24 protein-coding genes are annotated in these 24,762 nt (G+C 59.8%); 16 read left to right on the plus strand and 8 right to left on the minus strand.

Features of this window, described 5'->3' with window-relative positions:
* Nucleotides 1-171 precede the first annotated feature (171 nt).
* The 6 genes from WHX55_RS15500 (at nucleotide 172) to WHX55_RS15525 (ending at nucleotide 5,004) form a co-directional block, all read left to right on the plus strand.
* Nucleotides 172-609 (plus strand): hypothetical protein, encoded by a 438-nt coding sequence (locus tag WHX55_RS15500; protein ID WP_353740729.1) that lies wholly within the window; start codon nucleotides 172-174, stop codon nucleotides 607-609.
* 1 nt (nucleotide 610) lies between these two features.
* On the plus strand, nucleotides 611-1,189 hold the full coding sequence (locus tag WHX55_RS15505) for an adhesin (protein WP_353740730.1): 579 nt from the start codon (nucleotides 611-613) through the stop codon (nucleotides 1,187-1,189).
* A gap of 64 nt (nucleotides 1,190-1,253) precedes the next feature.
* A complete protein-coding gene (locus WHX55_RS15510) occupies nucleotides 1,254-2,120 on the plus strand; it encodes a heme utilization protein (RefSeq protein WP_353740731.1) in 867 nt (288 codons plus the stop codon).
* Nucleotides 2,121-2,181: 61 nt separating this feature from the next.
* The gene (locus WHX55_RS15515) at nucleotides 2,182-2,862 is read left to right on the plus strand and encodes a C39 family peptidase (protein WP_150723755.1); all 681 of its coding nucleotides are present in this window, start codon (nucleotides 2,182-2,184) and stop codon (nucleotides 2,860-2,862) included.
* A 26-nt stretch (nucleotides 2,863-2,888) separates the two neighbouring features.
* The gene (locus WHX55_RS15520; RefSeq protein ID WP_150753582.1) at nucleotides 2,889-3,650 is read left to right on the plus strand and encodes a hypothetical protein; all 762 of its coding nucleotides are present in this window, start codon (nucleotides 2,889-2,891) and stop codon (nucleotides 3,648-3,650) included.
* Between the two features lie 46 nt (nucleotides 3,651-3,696).
* Complete coding sequence (locus tag WHX55_RS15525; protein ID WP_151213578.1) at nucleotides 3,697-5,004, plus strand: transporter; 1,308 nt, start codon at nucleotides 3,697-3,699, stop codon at nucleotides 5,002-5,004.
* A gap of 56 nt (nucleotides 5,005-5,060) precedes the next feature.
* On the opposite strand, the gene WHX55_RS15530 is transcribed toward WHX55_RS15525, so the two are convergent.
* Entirely contained in the window at nucleotides 5,061-6,386 is a 1,326-nt protein-coding gene (locus WHX55_RS15530) for a sigma-54 dependent transcriptional regulator (protein WP_353740732.1), read from the minus strand.
* A 342-nt stretch (nucleotides 6,387-6,728) separates the two neighbouring features.
* On the opposite strand from WHX55_RS15530, the gene WHX55_RS15535 reads away from it, so the two are divergent.
* From WHX55_RS15535 to nhaB, 3 genes are all read left to right on the plus strand, one after another.
* Nucleotides 6,729-6,995, plus strand: a complete 267-nt coding sequence (locus tag WHX55_RS15535; RefSeq protein ID WP_007970062.1) for a hypothetical protein — start codon at nucleotides 6,729-6,731, stop codon at nucleotides 6,993-6,995.
* A gap of 286 nt (nucleotides 6,996-7,281) precedes the next feature.
* Nucleotides 7,282-8,571, plus strand: coding sequence for a hypothetical protein (locus tag WHX55_RS15540; protein WP_150753579.1), 1,290 nt, complete (start codon nucleotides 7,282-7,284; stop codon nucleotides 8,569-8,571).
* 78 nt (nucleotides 8,572-8,649) lie between these two features.
* Nucleotides 8,650-10,152, plus strand: coding sequence for a sodium/proton antiporter NhaB (gene nhaB / locus WHX55_RS15545; protein WP_150753578.1), 1,503 nt, complete (start codon nucleotides 8,650-8,652; stop codon nucleotides 10,150-10,152).
* Nucleotides 10,153-10,253: 101 nt separating this feature from the next.
* Here nhaB and zwf read toward each other — a convergent pair whose 3' ends face one another.
* Both zwf and gnd read right to left on the minus strand, forming a co-directional pair.
* Nucleotides 10,254-11,777: a glucose-6-phosphate dehydrogenase gene (gene zwf, locus WHX55_RS15550; RefSeq protein ID WP_150753577.1), complete on the minus strand. Its 1,524-nt coding sequence runs from the start codon at nucleotides 11,775-11,777 to the stop codon at nucleotides 10,254-10,256.
* Entirely contained in the window at nucleotides 11,774-12,754 is a 981-nt protein-coding gene (gene gnd, locus WHX55_RS15555) for a phosphogluconate dehydrogenase (NAD(+)-dependent, decarboxylating) (protein WP_150723748.1), read from the minus strand. The genes zwf and gnd overlap by 4 nt, the downstream gene beginning before the upstream one ends.
* Before the next feature lie 272 nt (nucleotides 12,755-13,026).
* On the opposite strand from gnd, the gene WHX55_RS15560 reads away from it, so the two are divergent.
* The 3 genes from WHX55_RS15560 (at nucleotide 13,027) to WHX55_RS15570 (ending at nucleotide 15,523) form a co-directional block, all read left to right on the plus strand.
* Nucleotides 13,027-13,209, plus strand: coding sequence for a DUF6026 family protein (locus WHX55_RS15560; protein WP_046042083.1), 183 nt, complete (start codon nucleotides 13,027-13,029; stop codon nucleotides 13,207-13,209).
* A 200-nt stretch (nucleotides 13,210-13,409) separates the two neighbouring features.
* Complete coding sequence (locus tag WHX55_RS15565; protein ID WP_353740733.1) at nucleotides 13,410-15,146, plus strand: phosphoethanolamine transferase CptA; 1,737 nt, start codon at nucleotides 13,410-13,412, stop codon at nucleotides 15,144-15,146.
* Between the two features lie 167 nt (nucleotides 15,147-15,313).
* The gene (locus WHX55_RS15570) at nucleotides 15,314-15,523 is read left to right on the plus strand and encodes a hypothetical protein (RefSeq protein WP_150723746.1); all 210 of its coding nucleotides are present in this window, start codon (nucleotides 15,314-15,316) and stop codon (nucleotides 15,521-15,523) included.
* 81 nt (nucleotides 15,524-15,604) lie between these two features.
* Here the strand turns inward: WHX55_RS15570 and WHX55_RS15575 are convergent, their stop codons facing one another.
* The 3 genes from WHX55_RS15575 to zapE all read right to left on the minus strand — a co-directional run bounded on the left by WHX55_RS15575 (nucleotide 15,605) and on the right by zapE (nucleotide 17,940).
* The gene (locus WHX55_RS15575) at nucleotides 15,605-16,096 is read right to left on the minus strand and encodes a GNAT family N-acetyltransferase (protein WP_150723745.1); all 492 of its coding nucleotides are present in this window, start codon (nucleotides 16,094-16,096) and stop codon (nucleotides 15,605-15,607) included.
* A 117-nt stretch (nucleotides 16,097-16,213) separates the two neighbouring features.
* Nucleotides 16,214-16,795 carry a DinB family protein gene (locus WHX55_RS15580; protein WP_150723744.1) on the minus strand — a complete coding sequence of 194 codons (582 nt, stop codon included), beginning with the start codon at nucleotides 16,793-16,795 and terminating at the stop codon, nucleotides 16,214-16,216.
* Nucleotides 16,796-16,821: 26 nt separating this feature from the next.
* Nucleotides 16,822-17,940 (minus strand): cell division protein ZapE, encoded by a 1,119-nt coding sequence (gene zapE / locus WHX55_RS15585; RefSeq protein ID WP_353740734.1) that lies wholly within the window; start codon nucleotides 17,938-17,940, stop codon nucleotides 16,822-16,824.
* Between the two features lie 159 nt (nucleotides 17,941-18,099).
* On the opposite strand from zapE, the gene WHX55_RS15590 reads away from it, so the two are divergent.
* Nucleotides 18,100-19,152: an aldo/keto reductase gene (locus tag WHX55_RS15590; protein WP_353740735.1), complete on the plus strand. Its 1,053-nt coding sequence runs from the start codon at nucleotides 18,100-18,102 to the stop codon at nucleotides 19,150-19,152.
* A 115-nt stretch (nucleotides 19,153-19,267) separates the two neighbouring features.
* On the opposite strand, the gene speB is transcribed toward WHX55_RS15590, so the two are convergent.
* Together speB and WHX55_RS15600 are read right to left on the minus strand one after the other, a co-directional pair.
* Entirely contained in the window at nucleotides 19,268-20,227 is a 960-nt protein-coding gene (gene speB / locus WHX55_RS15595; protein WP_056724599.1) for an agmatinase, read from the minus strand.
* A 21-nt stretch (nucleotides 20,228-20,248) separates the two neighbouring features.
* Nucleotides 20,249-21,340: a polyamine ABC transporter substrate-binding protein gene (locus tag WHX55_RS15600; RefSeq protein ID WP_353740736.1), complete on the minus strand. Its 1,092-nt coding sequence runs from the start codon at nucleotides 21,338-21,340 to the stop codon at nucleotides 20,249-20,251.
* 101 nt (nucleotides 21,341-21,441) lie between these two features.
* Here WHX55_RS15600 and WHX55_RS15605 point away from each other — a divergent pair, with 101 nt between their 5' ends.
* From WHX55_RS15605 to WHX55_RS15615, 3 genes are all read left to right on the plus strand, one after another.
* Entirely contained in the window at nucleotides 21,442-22,335 is an 894-nt protein-coding gene (locus WHX55_RS15605; protein ID WP_150757054.1) for a LysR family transcriptional regulator, read from the plus strand.
* A gap of 163 nt (nucleotides 22,336-22,498) precedes the next feature.
* Complete coding sequence (locus tag WHX55_RS15610; RefSeq protein WP_150753570.1) at nucleotides 22,499-23,605, plus strand: enoyl-CoA hydratase/isomerase family protein; 1,107 nt, start codon at nucleotides 22,499-22,501, stop codon at nucleotides 23,603-23,605.
* Between the two features lie 3 nt (nucleotides 23,606-23,608).
* Nucleotides 23,609-24,760: an acyl-CoA dehydrogenase family protein gene (locus WHX55_RS15615; protein ID WP_150753569.1), complete on the plus strand. Its 1,152-nt coding sequence runs from the start codon at nucleotides 23,609-23,611 to the stop codon at nucleotides 24,758-24,760.
* Nucleotides 24,761-24,762: the final 2 nt, after the last annotated feature.

The raw sequence follows: 24,762 nt of genomic DNA on the forward strand, positions 1-24,762 counted from the left end.
AGGGCTGCCTGCGCAGGGTTTCGTCTCACCTTTGAAACATTCTCGGCAAAGGCTATCCGGACAATATTCATAAGCCATTGAATCAACGAGATATTCAAAAACCGGCACAGCTTTCGCTCTCTCCTTCACAAAGCCAACCAGAGCCAGCCCACATGAGAAGGAAAGAACGTCGTGGGGATACTCAATAAAAAAGCCTTGACGTGCCTGCTGCTGATCGCGAGCGCTGCAGGCGCGGCTTTCAGTTTTGACGTTCAAGCCGAAGGTAACGGTGTCATCGTGCTTGATCGCACCATTCACCCGACGCCCATCGGTCGCAGCGGCGGCAGAGATCCAAACCCGAACACCCTCAATGCCAACCCATCGGCCCGCGTCACCGGCGAACTCAGCGACGCCGACATTGCCGGGGTCACCACCGGAACGGCCCTTCGCCACAGCAACGGACAAAGCCTGGGTGGCCTGCAAGGCCTCAACGTCGTCACCAATCCCAACGGTATGCCCGGCATGTCCGTCGGCCACGGCGGTGGCAGTGGCAGCGCGATTTCCGGAACCATCAACCGCGCCATGAGCAGCGGCCTCGGTTCACTGGGCAGAATGGCGGGAGGCCAATGAGATGAGTCGATCCCTGCTGTTAATTGCCCTGCTCGGCTGCACCAGCGTGATGGCCGACTCGGGCGTCAGTTCGGTGAACAACGCCACCCTCCAGGATTCCGGTACTCAATACCGCGGCAACTTCAACGTCAACCACGCGGCTGGCGATCAACAGCAGCAGGCCAACGTCCGCGCGATCGCCATTGGTACCCAGGCCGGTGCGACCACCAGCATCCGGCAGAAAATCACCACGCCCGCCAATCCGTCGATGGACGCGACGGCCACTATCGGCGGCTCCTCCTTCAGTAATGGCAACGGCGTACTGGGTGTCAACCAGGGTGCCGGTGCGAACAACCAGATGGCCAACGCCATGCGCATCAGCATCAGTGCTGCACCGCAAGCCATCGACGATAGTGCCCTTTCTCAACAGAACGTGGCGTTGTTACCGAACTCCGGAGCAACTGGTGCCCCAAACGGCAGTCGCCAGGTCGTGACAAGCGACCAGGCCTTCACCGGCAGCCGGGGAGTGATCCAGGTGAACCAGAGTGCCGGGGTGGGGAACCGAATGGCTAACACCCTGAGCATCCGGGTCGCTGACTGACCCCGAAACAGTGCGATTAGGGAAGTACCAACACCTGACCAACTAATGAGCACGGAGAAACACCATGAACCCGACAACTGCTCTCAAACCTCTGGCTTTCGCTCTGGCAGCAGTGATGGCATTCGCAGCACAAGCAGGCGGTCTTGATGATGATCAAGGCAACGGCCAGAGCGATGGCCAGAGCAACAACCAGCAGCCTAATGGCCCGACGCTGGAACAAATTCTGCAGATTACAGCAGGCGCCGGGGCCTCCGTGCTGGACTCGCAGGAAAGCAGTGACAGCAGCGTATTGAATCGGGACACCAAAAACGACGCTAAAGTCGATAACTCCCTGAACAACTCCAACGGCAACATGGGCGCCAACGTCGCAGCCGGTAACGGCAACCAGCAAGACAACGCCGCCGCCCTTGCCACGGCTGACGAGAGCTTCATCTTCGGCACCGCGGTCGCCGTCTCCAGCGCGACTCAGAAGAGCACCGGCAACACCGCCAGGAACCACTCCAACACCAACAACACAACGCTCAATAACGCTGGCAACAGCGGTTCCGGCAACCTCGGCATCAACGTGACCACCGGCGAGTTCAACCAACAGAAAAACAACCTGGCGATTGCCGTTTCCGGCGGTCGTGTAGCACTAGCGGCGGCGGCGGCCAACCAAAGCACGTCCGGGCTGAACGTCACCAACAACGCCAACCATGACGACAGCACCCAGACTGATTTCGTATCCGTGGGTGTACTCGGTCTGGCTGGCGTAACCACTCAACAATTGATGACGCCAGAGGGCTGGAAAGCCCCTGTAACCAACAATGCTTCGATAACGGGCTCGATGAACAACTTCTCCGGCAACGGCGGAGCGAACGTATCGTCTGGTGTGGGCAACCAGCAAAGCAACTCGCTGTCCATCTCCGCGGGCTGCAAGTCCTGTCTGTAATCTCGATTGCAATGAAAGCCCCGGCGACGGGGCTTTTCCACAGTCCCAAGGCGTATCGATCATGCGTAAGACTGTCCTGTTCGCCCTGCTCTGCCTGTCTGGCCTGACCCAGGCTGCACAGATGCCGGTTGCCGCCCTGCCGGGTGGCGTGCTGGTGTACAAGCACGTACAGAGTTTGCGCGAGCGCAAGTTCAGCGACATCGTCGAACAGAAAACCGATTTCAGCTGCGGCGCCGCCGCGCTGGCAACGATACTGCGCCAGGCCTATTGGCTCGACGTCGATGAGGAGCACATCATCAAAGGCATGCTGGTCACCGCAGACCAGGACCTTGTGCGTACCCAGGGTTTTTCCATGCTGGACATGAAGCGCTACATAGAACGCATCGGCATGCGCGCCCGGGGCTACAGGATCCCGCCGGAAAGACTCGAAGCCGTGACGATTCCGGTGGTGGTGCTGATGGAAATTCGCGGCTACAAGCACTTCGTGGTGTTGCAGCGGGCGGACAAGCACTGGGTCTATATCGGCGACCCGGTACTCGGTCACAAACGCTACTCCCATGATGACTTTGTCAAAGGCTGGAATGGCATTATTTTCGCTATCGTCGGTCCCGGTTACGACAAGACCAATGCGTTACGCAGTCCACCGGAACCGCTGACAGCCAAGAACAAGATGGATAACTTCAACCCGGTCAAAGATGCCGAATTGATGGATTTTGGTTTCATACAGAGCGACTTCTTTTAATCGCCAACAAGATGATAGGGGGCAGGATGCTCCGGGAGCAGCAAATGAAAACCTCGTATTGGGTGGTCGCTGTCTGTCTGGCAGCGAACACTTCAGGTTTTGCTGATGAGTTCAGGCCCATCGAAATCAAGGACCAGGAACTGGCCGAGTTGCGTGGCCGATATGTGATGCCGGGGCGGGTCATCAGCTTCGGTGTCGTCATGAGCAGTACCTGGCGCAATGCCAGTGGTGATCTGATCGGGGCCTCCACTTCGATGCAGCTTCAAGCCGCAACGGTCAAGCCCGAGTTCTATGTTTCAACCATCAAGCAATCCGGTCATGGCGGTTCGTCCAGGTCGGGCAGCGGTCACGTGACGGGGGGCGCAGCCCTGAGCACTTCCCGGGGCATAACCCAGGTCACACGGGCCGCAGGCGATGGCAACAGCGCAAACAACAACATCGCCATCAACGTCAAAGAGGCCAGCACGGCCCCTGCACTGGTACCGAGCCAGGGCCAGGCGCTGATAGCCGGTCAAACCATTACCGGCAGCAATGCCGCAGGCAGTGTCGCCGTGTCCGCGACCAGTGGCGGTGTTCAGATGGCCATTACCGCCAACAACAACCAGGGCACCAGCCTGCAACAGGTCGCCCAAGGCGGGTTGCTGCAAAACACCCGGTTGCTGGGCAGCAGCAATGTGGTCGACAACATGACTCAACTCAACGTAGTGCTCAACAATAATGGCCCGAGTGCGGGTGCATTGGACTGCAACCTCAACCAACTCGCTGCATTACGGACCATGGGCTATTGAACTACGCTGAGTCTGGACCATTGGGCACAAATGGACGGCTTATTCCATGCACCGATCAGTATCACTGCGTGCAGTTGCATGCTTGAGTGCTCTACTCCCGGCGGCGATGTTGCAGGCAGCACCTGACCCGGAACTGGAGGCTCTCAAACAAGAGCTTCTGGAGTTGAAGCAACGATACGAAGTACAGCAAAAAGCCCTGGCGGTGCTCGAACAACGGGTCCGCCAGGTCGAAGAACAGCCCGCTGCGCCCCCTCCCAAACGCTTGGCCAAGTCGCCAGCGGACCTCAAGGGCAATCCAAACGTCGCCACCGGCACCGGTGCCGCGGCGGCTTCAGGGGGCGCAGCCGGGGGCAGCGGCAGCTCTTATGGACAATCGCTGGCCAATGACTCGCAACCGGCGCAAAGCGTTTCGAACCTGTATGACGAGGCCAGCGGGTTCTTCGGCGGTGGCAAGTTCAGCGTCGAAACCGGGATAACCTACTCCCGATACGATACCCGCCAACTTGTCCTCAACGGTTTTCTCGCCCTGGACTCGATCTTCCTGGGCGCCATCAACCTGGACCGGATCAAGGCCGACACCTGGACACTTGACCTCACCGGTCGCTACAACTTCAACAATCGCTGGCAGTTCGACCTGAACGTGCCGGTGGTCTACCGAGAGTCCACATACCAGTCCGGTGGCGGCAATAGTGGCACCGCAAACGTCACCACCGAAGAGACCGTCAAGGAAGACCCGACCATTGGTGACGTCAACTTCGGTATCGCCTACAAATTCCTCGACGAATCGGCCAACACGCCGGATGCTGTGGTGACCTTGCGCGTCAAGGCGCCTACCGGCAAAGACCCGTTCGGCATCAAGCTGGTTCGAGTGGCCGATAACTCCAACCTGGCCGTGCCTGAATCCTTGCCTACCGGTAACGGCGTCTGGTCGATTACGCCGGGGATCTCGCTGGTCAAGACGTTCGATCCGGCCGTGCTGTTCGGCAGCCTGTCCTACACGCACAACCTGGAAGAGTCTTTCGACGACATCAGTTCCAACCCGGCGGTCAAGACACCGGGCAAAGTACGCATCGGCGACAGCTTCCAGATTGGCGCCGGTATTGCGTTCGCCTTGAACGAAAAGATGAGTATGTCGTTCTCGGTCTCCGACCTGGTGCAACGCAAAAGCAAGCTCAAGGAAGATGGCGGAGATTGGCAATCGGTGGTCTCCAGCGATGCCAATGCCGGTTACTTCAACATCGGCATGACCATTGCGGCCACCGACAACCTGACCATCGTCCCCAACCTGTCCATCGGCATGACGGACGATGCCCCAGACTTCCAGTTCAGCCTGAAACTTCCTTACTACTTCTGAGCCGAACAAAAAAAACCGCTGCAATCGCAACGGGTTTTTGGTTTCCGGCTGGGGGCTCAGCGAATCTGGTGCTTGTGCAACAACCGGTAGAAGGTCGGTCGCGACACACCCAATACTTTGGCGGCGACGCTCAGGTTATCGCTGTGGCGGTTCAATACATCGCACAATGCCTGGCGTTCGGCCCGGGACTTGTATTCTTCGAGGGTGCCCATCGGCGCGGCGATTGTATGCTGACTGATCAACCCCAGATCACGGGCCTCGATCTGCCGGCCTTCGGCCAACACCAGCCCGCGACGAACGCGGTTGGCCAGTTCGCGAACATTGCCTGGCCAGTCGTGTTTGCCCATGGCAATCAACGCGTCGTCGCTGAAGCTGCGTGGGCGGCGCCCGGTTTCACGGCTGTAGAAATGGGAGAAGTGGTTGGCCAGCGTCGCCAGGTCGCCATGGCGCTCGCGCAGCGGAACGGTCGACACTTGCAGTACGTTCAAGCGGTAATACAAGTCTTCGCGAAAGCGTTTCTTCGCGATGGCCGCTTCAAGGTCGACGTTCGTCGCCGCCAGAACCCGCACATCCACCGCAATCGGTTGACTGCCGCCCACCCGCTCGATGTGTTTTTCCTGGAGGAACCGCAGCAGGTTGGCCTGCAACTCCAGTGGCAGGTCACCGATTTCGTCGAGAAACAGAGTGCCACCGTTGGCGGCTTCTATCCGTCCGACCTTGCGTTGGTGCGCACCGGTAAATGCGCCTTTCTCATGACCAAACAGCTCGGACTGGATCAAGTGTTCGGGAATCGCGCCGCAATTGATCGCGATAAAGGGTTTGCTGTGACGCTGGGACAGACGGTGCAGGGTTCGTGCGACCAGTTCCTTGCCGGTGCCGCTTTCACCGCGAATCAACACCGGAGATTCGGTCGGAGCCAGTTTGTTCAACAGTTTTCGCAGTTCACGGACAGGTTTGCTGTCGCCCAGCAATTCGTGCTCGGGCTGGTCAACATGGACCGTGCCCTGCCCGCGCAACCGTGCCATGCCAAACGCCCGGCCCAGTGTTACCTGAACCCGGGACACATCGAACGGCAAGGTATGAAAGTCAAAAAACCACTCACAGACGAAGTCGCCGACATTTTGCAGTCGCAGCACTTCCTGATTGAGTACAGCTATCCACTCGGTGCCGCTGCGGCTGATCAACTCTTTGACAGCCTCCGGGTGCTCAAGGTGAAAGGGCTGCAAACGTAACAAGCCCACGTCGCAGGTTCGGTCAGCGGCGTTCTCTAGCGTGCAGCTGTCAACGTCCCAACCAATCGCGCGCAATCCAGGGAACAGACGATAGCAATCGTCACAGGGGTCCACCACTAATAAACGTCGTAAGGCAGGCGCATCACTCATGACTGTTCCTTGGCGCCAAATTTACGAAAATTTATTAAAAACAGTCATTTGGCGGACCTGGCTGTAACATTAGCAAGAATTTGACAGGGGCTTGTACCGTTTGACTATAGGCATGCAATGCAACCAGTTATAAGTTGCGATTATGTTAGTTGCCTAACGACTCTTTCCCTTCATTCAGCTTTCAATGTCAGGCTCATTCTTGAGCCTGTGAAATAAAGTGGAAATTTCTTTTGATTGTGTGTGACCCAAACCCCGGTTGCGGGCATCAGTACAAGTAACCAGCCGAACGGTAAGCCCAACCGTCGGCACATCACTTGATTGGGCATACAGAGAGAAGACCCTATGAACGCCCCGCTGCGTATCAACGAAGCACTTCTGATTGCCGACCGCGCATTTAAACCATTCAAATGCGTGGCCTGGGCTCCACAGGACGGTAATGGCGAACTCAGCCTGACCGTTATCGACCGCACCAGCACCAGCATTGGCCGCAAGCAGATCCCAAGCAGCGCTTACTCCGATCCCGCACAACTCGAATTGCTGCTGGAACAGGCCCGCGCCGAATTGAGCGAAGAAGGTTACACACTGCAATCGTGGTCGATGCCGCACTGATCGTTTTGCGGATTACTCCGGAGTAATCCGCGCCCTCCTCCTGTCTTTAGCTCGCAGGTTTTTTCTGGCCGCGCGCACTAGTTGACACTGTTTAATTCGAACTTTGCATACGCCTGATACTTTGCAGGCTCGCCATTGGTTCGAAAAGACACTGTTGTGGCACACAACGACCCTCCGTCTGTTAGTTCTGACCGTTGCGCATCCTTTCATTCAGGGATTGAATATTGTCCTTACAAGTCGCCACCCAAACTTCTGGACCAGGACGACTCGCAAGGAGATGCGGCGCATGTCTATCCAGTCCGCTTTTGCCTACCCCACCACCCGGAACAACGCCGGGGCCCTCGATACGAGGTTTGCCGCCAACGGCAAAACCCAGGTCTATTTCGCCGACAGCCTTTTCAGCCTGGCCAATGGCGTTGCGATCGATGCGCAAGGTCGCTTGCTGGTAGCTGCAAAAGTCGGCATGGCCGATGGCAGCCGCTTTGGCCTGGCCCGCTTGCTGGAGGATGGTTGCGCAGACCTCACGTTCGGCAAACAAGGCAGTGTCATCGGGCAATTCGAGCCGGGGTTCGAAGCCATGGGCACCAAGGTCCTGATCTTGCCCGACGGCAATATCCTGTTGGCCGGCCTGCAATACGAAAACGCACACCGCACGCTCCCGGCCCTGGCATTGCTGGATCAGGACGGTCGCCTGGTTCGAAGCTTTGGCGATAATGGCCGCCGTGTCGTGCGATTGCCTGGCGGTTTGTCCCTGGGCATGCGCGATAAATGGCTCCCTCCCGGTGTGCCGGGCGCTGAAGCCTGCGATGTCGACGTACAACAAGACGGCCGGATCCTGATCCTGGCCAACCATCACTTCGAACTGGCCGATCACGTCGGTATGTTGATACGACTGGATGTCGAAGGCTCGCTGGACTGCTCGTTCAATGACCGCGGCTTCGTGATGGTCAGGCACCTGCTGATGAATACCTGGCTCAGCAGCCTGACGGTACAACGTGATGGCCGAATCCTGGTCGGTGGATCGATCAACTTTCCCGAGGAAGGCTTGCTGGCACGCTATCACCCTGACGGGCGCCTCGACGACCGTTTTGCCGTGGATGGATTCATGACCTTCAAGGCGCAAGGGCATGGCGCCCGGGTCAGCCGGGTGGTCCAGCAAAACGAAGGTGACGTCCTGTGTTTTGGCAGCAGCAGCGAACCAATGCACTGCCTGACATTTAAAATGCACAGCAACGGCCGCCCCGACACTCATTGCAACGGAGGACACCCGCAGCGTCGGGAAATCGGTTACAGCGGATGCCAGTGGACCGCCGCGCAGTTGCAGCCCGATGGCACTGTGCTGACGGCGGGCGCCACCATCGGCGGCGTCGAAGCAGACTTCATTCTCGGGCGATACCTGCCTAACGGCCTTCCCGATCGCCGTTTTGGCAAAGGCAGTGGCTATACACGTACCCGCCTCGGCCCCAGCCTGGATACCGCCACCTGTATCGCCGCGCAAGCCGATGGCAACATCGTCGTTGGAGGCTATTCGCTGCAAGGAAACTACAAGGCGGTCATCGCTCGCTTCCAGGGATAAACACCGGCATTTTTCCTGCGCTTGATCTTCTCGCGCGCTTACGGCAAGTTGCGCGCTTCTCAAGACAAGGAGCAGCCGATGTCCGGTTCAATGGCCCAGGCGTTCGCGCACAACTTTCTCGGGCACTCGCCCCGTTGGTACAAGGCCTGCATCGTCGGCTTTCTCATCCTCAATGCCCTGGTGCTCTGGACCGCAGGCCCGGTGGCTGCCGGCTGGCTACTGGTGCTGGAGTTCATCTTCACCCTGGCCATGGCGCTCAAATGCTATCCGCTGATGCCTGGCGGCCTGCTGATGATTGAAGCCCTGCTGCTGAAGATGACCACGCCCCAGGCACTGTACGACGAGTTGCTGCACAACTTTCCGGTGATCCTGCTGCTGATGTTCATGGTGGCCGGCATCTATTTCATGAAGGACCTGTTGCTGTACCTGTTCTCGCGCCTGCTGCTCGGGGTCCGCTCCAAGGCCCTGCTGGCCCTGATGTTCTGCTTTCTGTCGGCCTTTCTGTCGGCGTTCCTCGATGCCCTGACCGTGACCGCCGTGATCATCAGTGCCGCCGTAGGCTTTTATTCGGTGTATCACCGCGTTGCCTCGGGTAACGATCCGCGTCAGGACAGCGAGTTCAGCGACGACAAACACCTGCCCACCCTGTACCAGGGCGATCTCGAACAGTTCCGCGCCTTTCTGCGCAGCCTGCTGATGCACGGTGCCGTGGGTACCGCGCTGGGCGGCGTTTGTACGCTGGTCGGCGAACCGCAGAACCTGCTGATCGGCCATGAAATGGGCTGGCACTTCGCCGAGTTCTTTACCCGGGTTGCGCCGGTATCCCTGCCGGTACTGGTTGCCGGGCTGGTGACGTGCGTCCTGCTGGAAAAGCTGCGCTGGTTCGGATACGGCACGCTGCTGCCGGATAACGTCCGTGCGGTGCTGGCCAACTACGCCGCCGAAGACAATGCCGAGCGCACCACGCGCCAACGTGCAGCGCTTCTGGTACAAGGCTTTGCCGCATTGATTCTGATTGCCGGGCTGGCGTTTCACATCGCCGAAGTGGGTTTGATCGGTTTGATGGTGATCGTGCTGATCACCGCCTTTACCGGCATCACCGACGAACACCGCCTGGGCACCGCGTTCAAGGACGCCATGCCATTCACCTCATTGCTGGTGGTGTTTTTCGCTGTGGTCGCGGTGATTCACGATCAGCAACTGTTTGCCCCGCTGATCCACTGGGTGCTGACGCTTCCGGCAGACCAACAACCGGGCATGCTGTTCATTGCCAACGGCCTGCTGTCCGCCATCAGCGACAACGTGTTCGTGGCAACCATTTACATCACCGAAGTGAAGCGCGCGTTCATCGCGGGCGAGATGACCCGTGAGCATTTCGAAACGCTGGCCATTGCGATCAATACCGGCACCAACCTGCCGAGCGTGGCGACGCCCAACGGCCAGGCGGCGTTTCTGTTCTTGCTGACCTCGGCGATTGCACCGCTGGTGCGCCTATCTTACGGGCGAATGGTCTGGATGGCATTGCCATACACCGTGGTGATGGGCGTGCTCGGGTGGTATGCGGTGAGCTACTGGCTCTGACACTGCCGACCCTGTGGGAGCGAGCTTGCTCGCGATAGCGGTCTGTCAGACACAAGGATGTTGAATGTGCCGCCGCCATCGCGAGCAAGCTCGCTCCCACATTATCCGAGGCGGTGCCAGACGCGACCGTCACGGGTGAGCAATTCTTCGCCGGTCTTGGGGCCGTTTTCCCCGGCGGCATAGCTCTGCACACTGGAGTCCTGCTGCCAGGCATCCAGGAACGGTTGCACCGCGCGCCAACCGTTTTCGATGTTGTCGGCGCGCTGGAACAGCGTCTGGTCGCCGGTCAGGCAATCGTAGATCAGGGTTTCGTAGCCGGTGGACGGCTGCATCTCAAAGAAATCCTTGTAGGCGAACCCGAGCTCGATGTTGTCCATTTTCAAGGCCTGACCGGGACGCTTGGCCAGCAAGTCGAACCACATGCCTTCATTCGGCTGGATCTGAATGCGCAAATAGGTCGGCTGCAGCTCATCGACCTCGGTATCGCGGAACTGCGCATAGGGCGCCGGTTTGAAGCAAATCACGATCTCGGTATCACGCACGCTCATGCGCTTGCCGGTACGCAGGTAGAACGGTACGCCGACCCAACGCCAGTTATCGATCATGACCTTGAGGGCCACATAGGTTTCGGTATTGCTGTCGGGGGCGACGTTGTTTTCCTGGCGATAACCCGGCAGTGCCTTGTTGTCGATCTCACCGGCGGCGTATTGGCCGCGCACTGAGTTGGCGCGGGCCTCCTCGACCGTCCATGGGCGGATCGCGCCAACGACCTTGGCTTTCTCGCCGCGCACCGCATCGGCACCAAATGCGGCGGGCGGTTCCATCGCCACCATCGCCAACAACTGGAACAGGTGATTGGGCACCATGTCCCGCAGCGCGCCGGTGTGCTCATAGAAACTGCCACGGGTTTCCACGCCGACGGTTTCGGCGGCGGTGATCTGCACGTGGTCGATGTAGTGATTGTTCCAGAACGCTTCGAACAGGCTGTTGGAGAAGCGGCTGACCAGGATGTTCTGCACGGTCTCCTTGCCCAGGTAATGGTCGATGCGGTAGATCTGCTTTTCCGTCATCACCTTGAGCAGGCACGCGTTCAAGGCTTCGGCCGTATGCAGGTCGGAGCCGAAGGGCTTTTCGATCACCACCCTTCTGAAAGCCTCGGGGGTTTCTTCCAGCAAGCCGGCCGAGCCGAGGCGACGCACCACTTCACTGAAGAAACGCGGCGCGGTGGCCAGGTAGAACACCGCATTGCCGGTACCGCTGTCGGCGATTTTTGCCGCCAGCGCTTGATAAGTGCTGTCGTCCAGGAAATCGCCCTGGACGTAGCTGATGCCTTTGGCGAGCTTGGCCCACAGCGCCGGGTCAAGGGCTTGATCGCCCTTGCCGGTCCTGGTGGCCACCTCGTTGCGGATGAAGTCTTCGAGTTTTTTCGCGAAGCCTTCATCGCTGATGGCGTTGTGGTCAACGCCGATGATCCGCAGTCCATTCCCGAGTAAACCGTCACGGCTGAGGTTGTACAGCGCCGGCATCAGCAGGCGCTTGACCAGATCGCCGTGGGCGCCGAACAGGAACAGCGTGGTCGGCGGCGCGGGTTCAGCCTTGGATTTTCTGCGGATCGTGTGGGTCATTTTTTCGAGGTCTCCACATGGCCGCCGAAGCCGAAGCGCTGGGCCGAGAGAACCTTGTCGCCAAAGGTCCCTTGCCCACGCGAGCGGTAGCGGGAGAACAGCGAGTTCGACAGCACCGGCACCGGCACCGCTTGCTCCATCGCGGCTTCGATGGTCCATTGTCCTTCACCGCTGTCGGCCACGGACCCGGAGAAACCGTCAAGCTTCGGATCGCTGGCCAGGGCGTCGGCGGTCAGATCCAGCAACCACGAGGACACCACGCTGCCACGACGCCAGACTTCGGCGATGTCGGCGACGTTCAGGTCGAAACGCTGGTCTTGCGGCAGGCTCTCGCTGTTTTTGGTCTTGAGGATGTCGAAGCCCTCGGCGAAGGCCTGCATCATTCCGTATTCGATGCCGTTGTGGATCATCTTCACGAAGTGCCCGGCGCCGGCGGGACCGGCGTGAATGTAGCCGTGTTCGGCACGCTCGTCGTCGGACTTGCGGTCCTTGGTGCGCGGGATGTCGCCCAGGCCCGGGGCCAGGGTTGCGAACAGCGGGTCGAGGCGCTTAACGGTCTCGGCATCGCCGCCGATCATCATGCAGTAACCGCGCTCCAGGCCCCAGACGCCACCGGACGTACCGACGTCGATGTAATGCAGGCCTTTTTCCGACAGGGTCTTCGCTCGACGGATATCGTCCTTATAGAAGGTGTTGCCGCCGTCGATGATGGTGTCGCCGGCTTCGAGCAAGGTGCTCAGGGTGTCGATGGTTTCTTCGGTCGGTGCGCCTGCCGGCAGCATGACCCAGACCGCACGCGGCCTGGCCAGGCCAGCGACCAGCGCTGGCAGATCGGTGACGCCCGTGGAGCCTTCTGTGGCCAGGGCTTCGACAAAGGCGGTATTGCGGTCATAAACAACGGTGGTGTGCCCGTTGAGCATCAGGCGCCGCGCAATATTGCCGCCCATGCGGCCCAGTCCAATAATCCCGAGTTGCATGTGCTGATGCTCCCTACTACAAATAAAAGTGTGTCAAAGGTTATAGCCCAACGCGACTCATGAGGTTAGTCCAGAGCGTTGGCGTGAAGTTTCCGGGCATTGTGCCCGATCCTGATGGATAACGTCGGGAATCAAACCGAAGACACAACGACCATGAAAAATAAAAAAGTTCCCTTTGGGGGCAAAAGAAATCAAAATTGGCGCCGATAGTAGGTCAGCCCCGGATTTCGAGGCGTACCTACAGTTGAGACACGCCATTTGCGAGGTGAGCAATGGGCACAGTACACACCGCACTGCCAGCACAAACCCTTTACGTCACAATCCGTCGCGATGAATTGCGCCAGTTGAAGGACGAACGCGATCAATTGAAACAGGAGCTGGCGCACTTGCGGCTGCTGCTGCAAACCGGTCAGACGCAGCCCCTGGCTGTGACGCAACGCGCTCCACTGGCCTGACACCCCCTCCTTTCAAGCGGGAGCTGATTGCACTGCTTCCGCACCGGCTCACGCCCTGCCACTCCTGGCAACTCACATAATTTTCACAATTGTTACACGACAATTACACGTTTAGGTCGCCCGATTCCGCGCGGCCCTCGTTCGTCGTCCGCGATATCCAAGTCCCGGCGGTGGTAGTGAATTCTCGGCTGGAGCGCTGAATGTCTTTGTTTAAACGCAGCAAAACGACTGCGGCAGAATTTGATTGGGCCGGATTCCTCTGGCTGTTTGTATTCTTCTGGTACTTTTCCGGCATTACCCAACTACTGATCCAGCTGACTGGCACCTCCGGCTTTACCGGATTCCGCCAAGCCTTCGTCATGAGCGCCATCTGGCTGGCGCCGATGCTGCTGTTCCCCCGGCAAACCCGGGTCATGGCCGCCGTGATCGGCGTTGTACTGTGGGCGTGCTCCATGGCGAGCCTGGGATATTTCTTCATTTATCAGCAGGAATTTTCCCAGAGCGTCATCTTCATCATGTTCGAGTCGAACGTGACTGAAGCCGGCGAGTACATGACCCAGTACTTTGCCTGGTGGATGGTGCCGGCGTTCCTGGCCCACAGCGCTTTTTCCTGGTTCCTGTGGACACGCCTGCGCCCGGTGTACCTGCCCCGTGGCAAGGCGCTGGTCGCGGCAACAGCCCTCCTGTTCGCCATGGTCGCCTATCCGCTGATCAAGCAGACCCAGCGCACCGGCAGTTTCGCCGCCGGCTTCGAGAAGTTCGAAACCCGCATCGAACCTGCGGTGCCATGGCAAATGGCCGTGGCCTATCACCGTTACCTCGACACCCTGGCCGGAATGCAGGACATGCTGGAAAGCGCCAGTAAGATTCCACCACTGCACAACCTCAAAGACGCCACGGCCAACACGCCTGCGACCCTGGTGCTGGTGATCGGCGAGTCCACCAACCGTCAGCGCATGAGCCTGTACGGCTATCCCCGGGCAACCACGCCGGAACTGGACAAGCTCAAGGATCAACTGGACGTATTCGACAACGTCATCACACCGCGCCCCTACACCATTGAGGCACTGCAGCAGGTCCTGACCTTCGCCGACGAAGAAAACCCGGACCTGTACCTGTCGACACCATCGTTGGTCAGCATGATGAAACAGGCGGGCTACAAGACCTTCTGGATCACCAACCAGCAGACCATGACCAAGCGCAACACCATGCTCACGACCTTCTCCGAACAGGCCGACGAGCAGGTGTACCTGAACAACAACCGCAACCAGAACGCCGCCCAGTACGATGGCGACGTGATCGAGCCGTTCAACAAGGCCCTGGCCGATGCGGCACCGCGCAAACTCATCGTCGTGCATTTGCTTGGCACGCACATGAGCTACCAGTACCGCTACCCGTCGACCTTCGACAAGTTCCAGGAACGTGACGGCGTGCCTGCCGGCATTCGCGATGACCAGTTGCCGACGTACAACAGCTACGACAACGCCGTGCTGTACAACGACTTCGTGGTGTCCAGCCTGATCAAGGACTACGCCAGGACCGACCCGAACGGCTTCTTGCTGTACCTCTCCGACCATGGCGAAGACGTGTTCGATTCCGTGGGCCACAGCACCCTGGGGCGCAACGAGAACAAGCCGACAGCACCGATGTACACCATTCCGTTCATGGCCTGGGCTTCCCCGAAATGGCGAGCAGCCCATGACTGGAACCTCGCAGGCGATCTCTCGCGTCCTTACAGCAGCTCGCACCTGATCCACACCTGGGCCGATCTGGCAGGCTTGAGCTTCGACGAACTCGATCGCAGCAAGAGTGTGGTCAGCGACAGTTTCAAGGCCCGGCCATTGATGATCGGTAACCCCTATGAGCGTAAGCAACGTGCGTTGATCGACTTCAGTCTGATGAAGCCCAAGTCGCCACCGACGGTCGTCCAGCAGTAATCCTTGAAGGGGCCGGTTCCGGCCCCTTTTTCATGCCCCGTTGCAGCCATTAAGGCCGTGGGTGAAGTTAATTCCCATTTAACGGATTCGGCGGATAATGCCATTTCGACACTGCTTCATTGATTCATGGACGAAAGGCATCCGACATCTGTAGTGGGAGGCAAACCATGAAACGCACCGCAATGATTCTCGCCGGCCTGATGGCTTTGGGCTCAACCAGCGCTTTTGCCGAAGGTGGAGCCGAACGCATGCGCTATTACTACGAAAGCCTGCGACTGGCCCAGCAACAAGCTCTGGGCCACCCTATCCAAAGCACTGAGCTGCGGGTCCCGGACGATCAAACCGCACAAATGACTGAAACCTACAGACCGAAATGATCCATGGCCTCCTGACTGCGGCTCTACAGTCGGAGAAGACTACAGGGCGTCCTGATCGGCGCCCTTTTTTTGCCTGTTGAGTCAGAGGCTCTTGGTCCAGAACAGCATTCGACCATGAGCCGGGTCGAACATGCCGGCGGCGAAACCGGCTTTTTCATACGAACCCTGCGCCACGGCATTGCCTTCCAGCACTTCCAGGGTGAGCTTGCAGCAGCCACGTTGACGGGCGATGTCCTCGACCTTTTGCAGCATCTTCTGACTCAATCCCAGGCCGCGAAATTTTTTCACCACCGACACATCGTGCACATTGACCAGCGGCCGGCAGGCAAAGGTCGAGAACCCCTCGAAGCAATTGACCAGCCCGGCCGGCTCGCCACCGACAAAGGCCAGCACGCTGAAAGCGTGGGGGCGCCTGGCGAGCTCTGCCGGGAGTTGCGCCAGTACATTGGCTGGCAACGGCTGACCGCCTCCCATCGGGTCCTCGGCGTAGTGGTTCAACACCAGACAAATAGCCTCGGCATGCACCGGATTGGTGTAACTGGCCTGAAGCACAAGAATTTCTGCGGAGTCCATTTCCATCCTCGATCACACATGAAGTAGCCCCCAGCATGTATTTCACGCTGAAGTGCCGGCAGACCATAGCGCGAGCACCGTGGTACCGACAATCGCAACCGCGCAAATTTTTGGCGCTCAAGCGCCCCAGATCAAGGCTTCGGTCCATCCCAGCTCGGCAAAATCCTCGGCGCGCAAGTGCGACTCTCCGGCGCAGAAAAACTCGTCGAGTTGCGGTGGCTGGACCGAGGTGCCGCTGAGCATGGCGTGAACCTGGCCGCGGTGATGGATCTGGTGTTCAAACAAATGGGACAACAGGCGCAAACGACTGTCGTGTTGCGGGTTGTCGCGGGCGATGGTCACGATTTTGCCGAGGTCGGCGTCGCGCATCTGTTCGCAGTAGGCGATCAGCCGGCGGTCGACGTGGGCCTGTTCGCCAATCAGGTCCGTCGCCGTGAGGCAGGGCTCGTCTTCCTTGAAAAACACCCGACAATCGGGATGCGGATCGTCGCCGCGCAGTTCGCGCTCCAGGGCGTCCACATAAAACCAGTCACAGGTGAGGATGTGGTTGAGCGTGGCGCGGATCGTCGGGAAGAAGCTGACCCGGGGTGCGCTCAGTTCCTGCGGGCTCAACTGACGCCAAGCCTTGGCCAGTCGGTGATTGGCCCACGCGTTTTGATAGGCCATGGTCAGCAAATGGTGTGACAGGGGCTGATTCATGTTCGCTGCTCCCGATCAAATCCCGATCAAACTTCGGCAAACCGTTGCAGTTGCATTTCCTGCAATCGACTGAGGGTGCGGCGGAACGGGAACTCCAGATAACCCTCGGTGTAAAGCGACGCCATCGGCACCTGCGCCTCAAGGTACAGCGGTACCTTGCGGTCGTAGCACTCGTCGACCAGGGCAATGAACCGTCGCACCCCGTCGTCATGCACCGACAACTGCGGCAACTCGCGATCCCCCGCGTCCACCCGCTCGACACCGTCCTCGGTGCCGCGGGCAATGCGCCCGGCGCGTTTCTGTGCGCTGAGGTTGGGCACGTCACTCAACAGAATAGCGCCGTAGGTATCGCACAGGGCGATGAAATCCATGGCCGCGAAGGGTTGCTCGCACAGCGCGGCGTAACGGGTCCAGAGTACCGTCGGGCTGGCCTTGACCACCTCGAGGGTGCGGTAACCGACCTCTATCGGCTCGCTCGATACTGACTGGCCGACGCTTAATACCTGAAACACTTCATCCAGCGCGCCGGGCCTGCCGGGCTCGGCCACCCAATAACGTTGCGAAGCGGCCCCCGGATGCAGGCGATGATCTTCCCCGCCATCCACTGCAATCACCTGCATGTGCTGCTTGATCGCCGCGATGGCGGGCATGAAGCGGTCGCGATTGAAGCCGTCGGCGTACAACTGGTCCGGCGGCAGATTGGACGTGCAGACCACCACCACGCCCTGTTCGAACATCACCTGGAACAGCCGCCCGAGAATAATCGCGTCGCCGATGTCGTTGACGAACAACTCATCGAAACACAGAACGCGCACTTCTTCGGCCAGTTCACGGGCCAACGCCTTGAGCGGATCGGCAGTGCCGGTCAGTTGAAACGAGCGCTGGTGCACCCAGCCCATGAAGTGGTGAAAGTGCTGGCGCCGCGCCGGTACTCGCAGGCTTTGGTAGAACTGGTCCATCAACCAGGTCTTGCCCCGCCCCACCGGCCCCCACAGGTACACGCCGGAAATGGGCGCGCGGCCTTCGTGCAGCGCTTCGTGGCATTTTTGCAGGGCCCACACGGCATGTTCCTGGGCCTCGTCCTGGACGAAGCCCTTTTGTTCGATGGCATGCTGCCAGGCGCTTAAGGGGGAATCGATAGTCATGGGCGGCAGTATGCCATTGCGCATGGATAACGCGACCAGTGATCGGCGGTTTTATACAGGAAGGAAAAGCGCCTTGACGCATTAGATTACTGGCATCATATTTAATAGATGTTGCTTGTAATCTAATAAGCCTTGTCGCCATCACTCTGGAGTCATCCCATGCATTACAAAGTTTTCGGTCGTAAAACCGGCTTGCGGGTTTCCGAACTGGCGTTGGGCGCCGGTAACTTCGGTACCGGCTGGGGCCATGGCGCCGAGCGTGACGAAGCCAGGTGCATTTTTGATGGATACCTGGAAGCCGGCGGTAACTTCATCGATACCGCCAACGGCTATCAGGGCGGGCAGTCCGAGGCCATGCTCAGCGAATTCATCGCCGCAGAACGGGATCGCCTGGTCATCGCCACCAAATACACCCTCGGGACTACACCGGCGGCCGACATTTCCCACACTGGCAACAGCCGCAAGAACATGGTGCGCGCCGTCGAAGAAAGCCTTAAACGGCTGAAGACCGAGCATATCGACCTGTTCTGGGCGCACATGAGCGACGGCGTCACGCCCATGGAAGAGATCCTGCGCGGCTTCGATGATCTGGTCAGTGCCGGCAAGATTCATTACGCCGGGCTGTCGAACTTCCCCGCGTGGCGCATCGCCCGTGCCGACCTGCTGGCCGAGGTACGCGGTTTTGCGCCGATTGCTGCGATCCAGGTCGAGTACAGCCTTGCCGAACGCACCGCCGAGCGTGAACAACTGCCGATGGCCGAAGCCCTGGGCCTGGCCGCGACCTTGTGGTCGCCGCTGGGTGGCGGCTTCCTGACTGGCAAATATCGCAACAGTGAGGGCGACAATCGCGCGAACAAGCTCGGCGTGCTGATTCACGCCGAAAAAAGCGCCCGCGAAACCGCCCTGCTCGACACCTTGATCGATGTCGCCGCCGAACTGGACGCCAGCCCGACCCACGTGGCCATCGCCTGGCTGCGGGAAAAGGCCAGGCGCTCGACCACGGCGTTGATCCCGATCCTCGGCTCCCGGACCCGGGAGCAACTGGACGCCACGTTAGGTGCGCTGAATGTGCAGTTGAGTGCTGAGCATTTGGCACGACTGGACGGTGTCAGTGACGTGGCCAAAGGCGTGCCGCACGAATCCATTTCCGGTTCGTCCGCACGGTTCAGCGGTGGTCAGATCCTCGACCTGCCAATCGTTCCAGTGGCCTGACACAAATCAAAATTGTGGGAGCGAGCCTGCTCGCGATGAGGCCCTGCCAGTCAACAGAGATGTTGAAGGCAAGACCGCCATCGCGAGCAGGCTCGCTCCTACAGGGTCAGGCGTATTACTTATCGACCTTATGTCTGGCCGCATACAGACACAGCATCTCCATCGCCAGCGTCGCCGCCGCCAGTGACGTGATCTCCGCGCTGTCATAGGCCGGCGCCACTTCCACCACGTCCATGCCCACCAGGTTGATCCCGCGCAGACCACCGAGAATCTCCAGCGCCTGCACCGTGCTCAAGCCGCCGCACACCGGTGTTCCGGTACCCGGAGCAAACGCCGGATCGAGGCAGTCGATGTCGAAGGTCAGGTACACCGGGTTGTCGCCGACCCGCGCGCGAATCGCTTCGACAATCGCCTCGCAGCCACGACGATGCACTTGCCGCGCGTCCAGCACTTGAAAGCCTTGATGATCGTCGTTGGTGGTGCGCAAGCCGATTTGTACCGAGCGCGACGGGTCCACCAGCCCTTCTTTGGCCGCGTGCCAGAACATGGTGCCATGGTCGATGCGCTTGCCCTCTTCGTCCGGCCAGGTGTCGCTGTGGGCGTCGAAGTGGATCAGCGACAGCGCCCCGTGCTTGCGGGCATGGGCCTTGAGCAGCGGATAGGTGATGAAATGGTCGCCGCCAAAGGTCAGCATTGCCGTGCCGGCGTTGAGGATGTGCTCGGCGTGGGCCTCAATCATTTCGGGCGTCGACTGCGGCGAGCCGTAATCGAAATCGCAATCGCCGTAGTCGATGACAGCCAGGTGATCGAACGGATCAAACGTCCACGGCCAGTGCCGTTCCCAGGCGATCCCGGCAGAGGCGGCACGAATGCCCCGTGGTCCGAAGCGTGCGCCGGGGCGGTTGCTGGTGGCGGTGTCGAACGGCACACCACTGACGGCCACATCAACGCCACGCAGGTCACGACTGTAGCGCCGACGCATGAAACTGGTGATACCGGCGTAGGTACTTTCAGCGGCTGTGCCGTATAGGCTGTCACGGGTAAGGGCTTGATCGTTCTGCATCGGGACGTCCATTTAAGGCTCCTTCTTTATGTCTTATTGGCGGCTACGGAAAGTGGTCCACAAGCGGGTGCGCTGGCGCATGTCCTTGAGGTTCATGCTGCGGTCGGCGTACAGCCGTTCCCGCACGTCAGCCAACGGGTAGATGTCCGGATCGGTACGCACCGCTTCATCCACCAGCGGCGTGGCGGCCTGGTTCGCCGTGGCGAAGAACAAGGTGTTGGTCAGTGCCGCCACGGACTCGGGGCGCAACATGAACTCGATAAAGGCGCGGGCAGCTTCGGGGTGCGGAGCGTCCTTGGGGATCGCCAGGTTGTCCTGCCACACGAGGGTGCCTTCCCTGGGAATCCGGTAGGCGATTTCATAGGGTTTGTCGGCCTTGCGTGCCTGGTCGGCGGCCATGCTCGCATCGCCGTTGTAGGTCAGCGCCAGGCACACGCTGCCATTGGCCAGGTCGCTGATCTGCCGCCCGGTGGCGACGTACAGCACGTTCGGCTGTAGCTGATGCAGCAACGCCTCGGCGGCTGACAGATCCTTCTTGTCCGTGCTGTAGGGATCTTTACCCAGATAATGCAGCGCCAGGCCGATCACCTCCTGGGGCGAGTCGAGAATGGCGATGCCGCAGTCTTTCAACTTGCTCGCGTACTCGGGTTTGAACAGCAGGTCCAGGCTGTTGAGCGGCACGTCCGGCAAGCGCTGCGTGACCGCCTCGACGTTAATGCCCAAACCCAGGGTGCCCCAGGTGTAAGGCACGCTGTAACGGTTGCCTGGATCGACGGCGGCGAGTTTTTCCAGCAAGTCCGGATCGAGGTTGGCGTAACCCTTGAGGCCTTCGTGGGGAATCGGTTTCAACGCCCCCGCCGCAAGACCCCGGGCCAGCACGCTGGAGGACGGCACCACCACGTCATAACCGCTGCCGCCGGTGAGCAACTTGGTCTCCAGTACTTCCGAAGAGTCGAAGGTGTCGTAGCGCACATGGATGCCGGTTTCCTGCTCGAACCGCTGCAGGGTTTCGGGTGCCACGTAATCGGCCCAACTGTACAGATTGACCACCTTGTCTTCGGCTTGGGCCGAGGCGGCCATGGCAAGGAACAGCGCGGGTAAACACAGCTTGAACATGGGAGCCATGACGAACACCTGACCAGAGGAAGTGGATGCAGGATGCGTCGTCGGATACATTGGTAAAATATCAAGTTAATTAACCTGACTTTATGACGGAGTAATGTTTGATGCTCGGCCAACTCCACGATCTGGATCTGCAATTGTTGCGTCTGTTTGTCAGCGTGGTGGAGTGCGGCGGCTTCAGCGCCGCCCAGGGCGAGTTGGGGTTGAGCCAGTCGAGCATCAGCCAGCAAATGGCCAAACTGGAAACGCGCCTTGGCTATCGGCTATGCAGTCGTGGCAAGGGCGGGTTCCGGATCACACCCAAGGGCGAACAACTGCTCAGCGCCACCCGTGGATTGTTCCAGTCCATCGAAGCCTTCCGTCATCAATCCAACGGCGTGGCAGGGCGCTTGATCGGCGAAGTGCGCCTGGGTCTGTCCGAAGCCCTGGATCAATCGGTGCTGCAACGGGTGGCCGAGGCGATCCGACGCTTCCGTGAACGGGACGAGTCAGTGCGCATCGAACTGATCAGTGCCATGCCCGGTGAAATGGAGCGCCTGCTACTGCAACAGCGGCTGGACCTGGCCATCGGCTATTTCTCGCAAGTGCAAAGCGCGTTTGACTACCGCCAATTGTTCATTGAAACCCAGCATCTGTATTGCGCCCCCGGCCATCCGCTGTTCACCAACCCGAACCCGGACGATCAGGATCTGCAAGCCTGCGACCGGGTCGACCACCCCTATCGCTTCCTGCGCAGTGACGAACCCTTCCAGGGCAAGTTGTGTTCGGCACGCTCCGAACAAGTCGAAGGCACCCTCGCCTTCATCCTTTCCGGCAGGCATGTCGGTTACTTGCCCAGCCACTTCGCTCGTGGCTGGGAAGACAAGGGTTTGCTCAGGGCCGTGCGCCGAGGCGACATGAGTTTCGATGTCGAGTTTCATCTGGCCCGGCACCGGGCACAGGTGGCCGGCGAGGCGCAGAAGGCGTTCGAAGAGGATCTGCTCGCGGCGTTTGCCTGAATTCGCCTTGGTCTACGCTGTAACAATACCGGACACCGACATGCAAAATTGCACAGATAACCTGCACTTATTCGGGTTGTACAAGGCAAATTTGCACTGATACGATCCTTCATCGCTCGCGCGCGAGCATCTCGATAAAGACAATAAAAGCAGGGAGTTAGTGATGACTGCTCAGGTTTCATCGAAGGGGGCGCAGTTCATGGATGCCCTGCAAAACGAAGTGCTGGCCGAGGTTCGCAACCACATTGGTCACCTGACCCTCAACCGCCCCGCCGGCCTCAATGCCCTCACCCTGGACATGGTGCGCAACCTGCACCGCCAGCTCGACGCCTGGGCCCAGGATCCGCAAGTCCATGCCGTGGTCTTGCGTGGTGCCGGGGAAAAAGCCTTCTGTGCCGGTGGTGACATTCGCTCGCTGCATGACAGCTTCAAAAGCGGCGACACCCTGCATGAAGATTTCTTCGTCGAGGAGTACGCCCTCGACCTCGCGATCCACCACTACCGCAAACCGGTGCTGGCCCTGATGGACGGTTTTGTCCTCGGTGGCGGCATGGGCCTGGTGCAAGGCGCGGACTTGCGCGTGGTCACCGAGAAAAGCCGCCTGGCCATGCCGGAAGTCGGCATCGGCTACTTCCCGGACGTCGGCGGCAGTTACTTCCTGCCGCGCATCCCCGGTGAACTGGGGATTTACCTCGGCGTCAGCGGCGTTCAGATTCGTGCCGCCGATGCGCTGTATTGCGGCCTGGCCGACTGGTACATCGAAAGCGCCAAGCTGGGCACGCTGGACGAAAAACTCGACCAGCTCGAATGGCACGACACGCCACTCAAGGACCTGCAAGGCCTGCTGGCAACACTCGCCAGGCAGCATCTGCCTGATGCGCCACTGGCGACCTTGCGCCCGGCCATCGACCACTTCTTCGCCCAACCCGATGTGCCGAGTATTGTGAAGCAACTGCGTCAGGTAGCGGTTGCCGACAGCCATGAGTGGGCCGTCACCACCGCCGACCTGCTGGAAACCCGCTCGCCGCTGGCCATGGCCGTGACCCTGGAAATGCTCCGTCGCGGACGCGAGCTGCCGCTTGAACAATGTTTCGCCCTTGAGCTGCACCTGGACCGCCAGTGGTTCGAGCGCGGCGACCTGATCGAAGGCGTGCGCGCCTTGCTGATCGACAAAGACAAGACACCGCGCTGGAACCCGCCCACCCTCGAGGCGCTGGACGCCGAACACGTGGCGAGCTTCTTCAGCGAGTTTGACCAGAGCGAGAACTGAGCCATGCACGATATCGAATTGAGCGAAGAGCAAGTCATGATCCGCGACATGGCCCGGGATTTTGCCCGCGGCGAAATCGCGCCCCATGCCCAGGCCTGGGAAAAGGCCGGCTGGATCGATGACGGTCTGGTGGCGAAGATGGGCGAACTGGGCCTGCTGGGCATGGTGGTCCCCGAGGAATGGGGCGGCACCTATGTCGATTACGTGGCCTACGCCCTGGCGGTAGAAGAAATTTCCGCCGGCGACGGTGCTACCGGCGCCTTCATGAGTATCCACAACTCCGTGGGCTGCGGGCCGGTGCTCAACTACGGCAGTGAAGAACAGAAACAGACCTGGCTGGCGGATCTGGCCAGTGGAAAGGTCATCGGCTGCTTCTGCCTGACCGAACCCCAGGCCGGTTCCGAGGCGCACAACCTGCGCACCCGCGCCGAACTGCGCGACGGCCAGTGGGTGATCAACGGCGCCAAACAGTTCGTCAGCAATGGCAAGCGCGCCAAGCTGGCGATTGTGTTTGCCGTGACCGATCCGGACCTGGGCAAACGTGGCATCTCGGCGTTCCTGGTGCCGACCGACACTGCCGGTTTTATCGTCGACCGCACCGAACACAAGATGGGCATCCGCGCTTCCGACACCTGCGCGGTGACCCTGAACAACTGCACCATCCCCGAAGCCAATCTGCTCGGCGAGCGCGGAAAAGGCCTGGCCATCGCCCTGTCCAACCTTGAAGGCGGCCGCATCGGCATCGCCGCCCAGGCACTGGGCATCGCCCGCGCGGCGTTCGAAGCGGCGCTGGCCTACTCCCGTGATCGTGTGCAGTTCGGCAAAACGATCAATGAACACCAGAGCATCGCCAACCTGCTGGCCGACATGCACATGCAATTGAACGCCGCGCGGTTGTTGATCCTGCACGCAGCACGCCTGCGCACGGCCGGCAAACCCTGCCTGTCGGAGGCGTCACAAGCCAAGCTGTTTGCGTCGGAAATGGCGGAAAAGGTCTGCTCGTCCGCCATTCAGATTCATGGCGGCTATGGGTATCTGGAAGATTATCCGGTGGAGAAGTACTACCGGGATGCGCGGATCACGCAGATCTACGAAGGGTCGAGCGAGATTCAGCGGATGGTGATTGCCCGCGAACTGAAGAACTACCTGGTGTGAAG

The organism is Pseudomonas fluorescens, assembly GCF_040448305.1.
GTDB classification, from domain to species: Bacteria; Pseudomonadota; Gammaproteobacteria; order Pseudomonadales; family Pseudomonadaceae; genus Aquipseudomonas; species Aquipseudomonas fluorescens_BH.

Excerpts from the sequence above, each read along its gene's own strand:
- WHX55_RS15505 (WP_353740730.1), top strand. The coding sequence starts at position 611 with ATGAGTCGATCCCTGCTGTTAATTGCCCTGCTCGGCTGCACCAGCGTG.
- WHX55_RS15510 (WP_353740731.1), top strand. The coding sequence starts at position 1,254 with ATGAACCCGACAACTGCTCTCAAACCTCTGGCTTTCGCTCTGGCAGCA.
- WHX55_RS15515 (WP_150723755.1), top strand. The coding sequence starts at position 2,182 with ATGCGTAAGACTGTCCTGTTCGCCCTGCTCTGCCTGTCTGGCCTGACC.
- WHX55_RS15520 (WP_150753582.1), top strand. The coding sequence starts at position 2,889 with ATGCTCCGGGAGCAGCAAATGAAAACCTCGTATTGGGTGGTCGCTGTC.
- WHX55_RS15525 (WP_151213578.1), top strand. The coding sequence starts at position 3,697 with ATGCACCGATCAGTATCACTGCGTGCAGTTGCATGCTTGAGTGCTCTA.
- WHX55_RS15530 (WP_353740732.1), bottom strand. The coding sequence starts at position 6,386 with ATGAGTGATGCGCCTGCCTTACGACGTTTATTAGTGGTGGACCCCTGT.
- WHX55_RS15535 (WP_007970062.1), top strand. The coding sequence starts at position 6,729 with ATGAACGCCCCGCTGCGTATCAACGAAGCACTTCTGATTGCCGACCGC.
- WHX55_RS15540 (WP_150753579.1), top strand. The coding sequence starts at position 7,282 with ATGTCTATCCAGTCCGCTTTTGCCTACCCCACCACCCGGAACAACGCC.
- nhaB (WP_150753578.1), top strand. The coding sequence starts at position 8,650 with ATGTCCGGTTCAATGGCCCAGGCGTTCGCGCACAACTTTCTCGGGCAC.
- zwf (WP_150753577.1), bottom strand. The coding sequence starts at position 11,777 with ATGACCCACACGATCCGCAGAAAATCCAAGGCTGAACCCGCGCCGCCG.
- gnd (WP_150723748.1), bottom strand. The coding sequence starts at position 12,754 with ATGCAACTCGGGATTATTGGACTGGGCCGCATGGGCGGCAATATTGCG.
- WHX55_RS15560 (WP_046042083.1), top strand. The coding sequence starts at position 13,027 with ATGGGCACAGTACACACCGCACTGCCAGCACAAACCCTTTACGTCACA.
- WHX55_RS15565 (WP_353740733.1), top strand. The coding sequence starts at position 13,410 with ATGTCTTTGTTTAAACGCAGCAAAACGACTGCGGCAGAATTTGATTGG.
- WHX55_RS15570 (WP_150723746.1), top strand. The coding sequence starts at position 15,314 with ATGAAACGCACCGCAATGATTCTCGCCGGCCTGATGGCTTTGGGCTCA.
- WHX55_RS15575 (WP_150723745.1), bottom strand. The coding sequence starts at position 16,096 with ATGGACTCCGCAGAAATTCTTGTGCTTCAGGCCAGTTACACCAATCCG.
- WHX55_RS15580 (WP_150723744.1), bottom strand. The coding sequence starts at position 16,795 with ATGAATCAGCCCCTGTCACACCATTTGCTGACCATGGCCTATCAAAAC.
- zapE (WP_353740734.1), bottom strand. The coding sequence starts at position 17,940 with ATGACTATCGATTCCCCCTTAAGCGCCTGGCAGCATGCCATCGAACAA.
- WHX55_RS15590 (WP_353740735.1), top strand. The coding sequence starts at position 18,100 with ATGCATTACAAAGTTTTCGGTCGTAAAACCGGCTTGCGGGTTTCCGAA.
- speB (WP_056724599.1), bottom strand. The coding sequence starts at position 20,227 with ATGGACGTCCCGATGCAGAACGATCAAGCCCTTACCCGTGACAGCCTA.
- WHX55_RS15600 (WP_353740736.1), bottom strand. The coding sequence starts at position 21,340 with ATGGCTCCCATGTTCAAGCTGTGTTTACCCGCGCTGTTCCTTGCCATG.
- WHX55_RS15605 (WP_150757054.1), top strand. The coding sequence starts at position 21,442 with ATGCTCGGCCAACTCCACGATCTGGATCTGCAATTGTTGCGTCTGTTT.
- WHX55_RS15610 (WP_150753570.1), top strand. The coding sequence starts at position 22,499 with ATGACTGCTCAGGTTTCATCGAAGGGGGCGCAGTTCATGGATGCCCTG.
- WHX55_RS15615 (WP_150753569.1), top strand. The coding sequence starts at position 23,609 with ATGCACGATATCGAATTGAGCGAAGAGCAAGTCATGATCCGCGACATG.